Source organism: Pseudomonas meliae (assembly GCF_001400515.1).
GTDB classification, from domain to species: domain Bacteria; phylum Pseudomonadota; class Gammaproteobacteria; order Pseudomonadales; family Pseudomonadaceae; genus Aquipseudomonas; species Aquipseudomonas amygdali.
In genome coordinates this window covers 1-1,892 of the sequence record NZ_LJQT01000135.1, presented here as the reverse complement: position 1 = coordinate 1,892, position 1,892 = coordinate 1, and the positions used below count along the sequence as shown (strand labels likewise).

Genomic DNA, 1,892 nt, shown 5'->3' with positions numbered 1-1,892 from the left:
GAAATTCCTATGCATGAACGTTGTGATGTGCTCAGGTCAGTATTTCACTTTATAGGTCGGAGAATCCTCCGGCCGCTGGCCGCGCCGATCATACAGTCGCGTTGTGCTGATGTTTGCGTGACCCAGCCACATCTGAACCTTCGCGATATCGGCATTATGCTCCAAAGCATTTGTCGCGGCTGTTGCCCGCAATCCATGTACACCCAAGCCATCAACATCGATGCCAGCAACGCGCGCCCAGTGCGCGACCACCGTGTACAGCCCGTTCGCGGTGATACCGGCCCCGGTAGTTTTGCCGCGCATTGAGCGAAACATCGGGCCGATTGAAGGGTATCGATTAATGTCCCGTTCCAAGTAGGTATAGATACGCTCAGCAGCGACCGGATGCAGGGGGAGAAACCGAATCTTCCCTCCCTTCCCATGCACTCGTAGATGCTTTACCCCCCGTCGCTCCACTAAGTCGCCAGTTTGGAGCTGGGCCGCTTCCTCCCGTCTTAGGCCGTGGTACAGCAACACGGCCAGCACAGCTCGGTCACGTAAGCCCTTAATAGTCACTGGATCAGGTGCATCGAGCAGCCGCTTAGCCTGGTCGTCACCCAAGGCAGGTGTCTTGCCCTCATTGGTTTCGATCTTCGGCCTTTTCACTCCGTGTACCGGGTTGCCCCCAGCGACTGCGTTGTTTTCCAGGAGGTGATCGAACAGGCTGGCCAGCGCCGCCAGTTTGCGCCGAATGGTAGCCCCGGCCAGACCCCGGGTTTCCAGCTGGGCCCGCCAGGCCAACACGTGCGCGCGGGTGACCGCGCGGAATTCATCGGCGCCGGTGAGTCCGACAAAGCTGCAGAAGTCTTCCAAGTCATTCTGGTAGGCACGTCGGGTACGAGGGTTGTCGATATTGGCGAACCACTCCACTGCAGCTGGCACGCTGGCCAACTGCTGGAACTCTGCGGAAGTTAGTCTACGTTCACCGGCGCCGGCCGAACTGACAAGCTCACTCATAACTTCTGCCTTGCCATGAAACCTGCCTCAATCTCGGGCCATTCCGGCGACTCCATCATCTCGCGGATCTTTCGTTCGTGTGCCAGCTCGGGCACCAGATGCTCCCATCGCTGTTTCTCGACGTCCAGCTCAGTGTCAGTGCGCAGTTGGTCTTCGATCAGCGCACCGGCTCCTTCAAGCCGCTGCCGAGCCAAGCTCCAGAACCCGTTTGAGTTGCCATACTGGTAAAGCGGGACGATGGGCACTTGGTGTGTAAGCTGCAGGCGCCATAGGACACCCAAGCCAATGCCTTGGCGCTGATGCTCCAGTTCGATTTCAATTTTGTTGATGTACACGCGGTCATTCAAAGGATTGATGCCATAGCTGACATATCCGACCCGCTGGCCAGCGATTTGGATGTCGTCCAGGTAGTCGGTACCGGGAAACACAAAGTTGCCGCGTTGGGATTCTTGGCGACGACTCACCAAGTGAACGCGGGAAGCAAGCTCATTCAGATATTTTGCTTGGCGTCTATGGAAATAGTCGCGGATGGGGTCAAAAAAAGCCATGCGCCCTTCTGCCTGTAAAAGTGGTGATAACGTATTTTATCACCACTTTAAGGTCGCAGGGGGAGGGAGTCTATGCAGCCCCCAGCCGGGCCTGAAAAGCCTCCATTTCCTCCATTGTGCTGATGTCGGGAATAAGCCTTGGTTGCATGGTGAGCTGGGCCGAGATATACGCAAGGGTTTTTACGCGTTCAACTGAGGTATTCAGGGCCTTAGCAACGCGTTTTGCAGCGCCTGGTCGGTTCAGCGCACAGTGCGCAGCAGCTAGGATTTCGGCAAGCAAAACATCATCGATCTGGCCAAGCATGTCTTTCAGGTCCATAGGATCCATCCTCTAGGGAAGCTCCGAGC

At 56.6% G+C, this 1,892-nt stretch carries 3 protein-coding genes; all 3 read right to left on the bottom strand.

Translation table 11 applies throughout. From position 1 onward, the window contains the following. Positions 1 to 36: 36 nt before the first annotated feature. On the bottom strand, positions 37 to 996 hold the full coding sequence (locus ALO64_RS05890; protein ID WP_044345913.1) for a tyrosine-type recombinase/integrase: 960 nt from the start codon (positions 994 to 996) through the stop codon (positions 37 to 39). Then, the gene (locus ALO64_RS05885) at positions 993 to 1,544 is read right to left on the bottom strand and encodes a hypothetical protein (RefSeq protein WP_044345911.1); all 552 of its coding nucleotides are present in this window, start codon (positions 1,542 to 1,544) and stop codon (positions 993 to 995) included. Before ALO64_RS05885 ends, ALO64_RS05890 begins: the two co-directional genes overlap by 4 nt. Before the next feature lie 70 nt (positions 1,545 to 1,614). Beyond that, on the bottom strand, positions 1,615 to 1,863 hold the full coding sequence (locus tag ALO64_RS05880) for a hypothetical protein (protein ID WP_044345909.1): 249 nt from the start codon (positions 1,861 to 1,863) through the stop codon (positions 1,615 to 1,617). Positions 1,864 to 1,892: the final 29 nt, after the last annotated feature.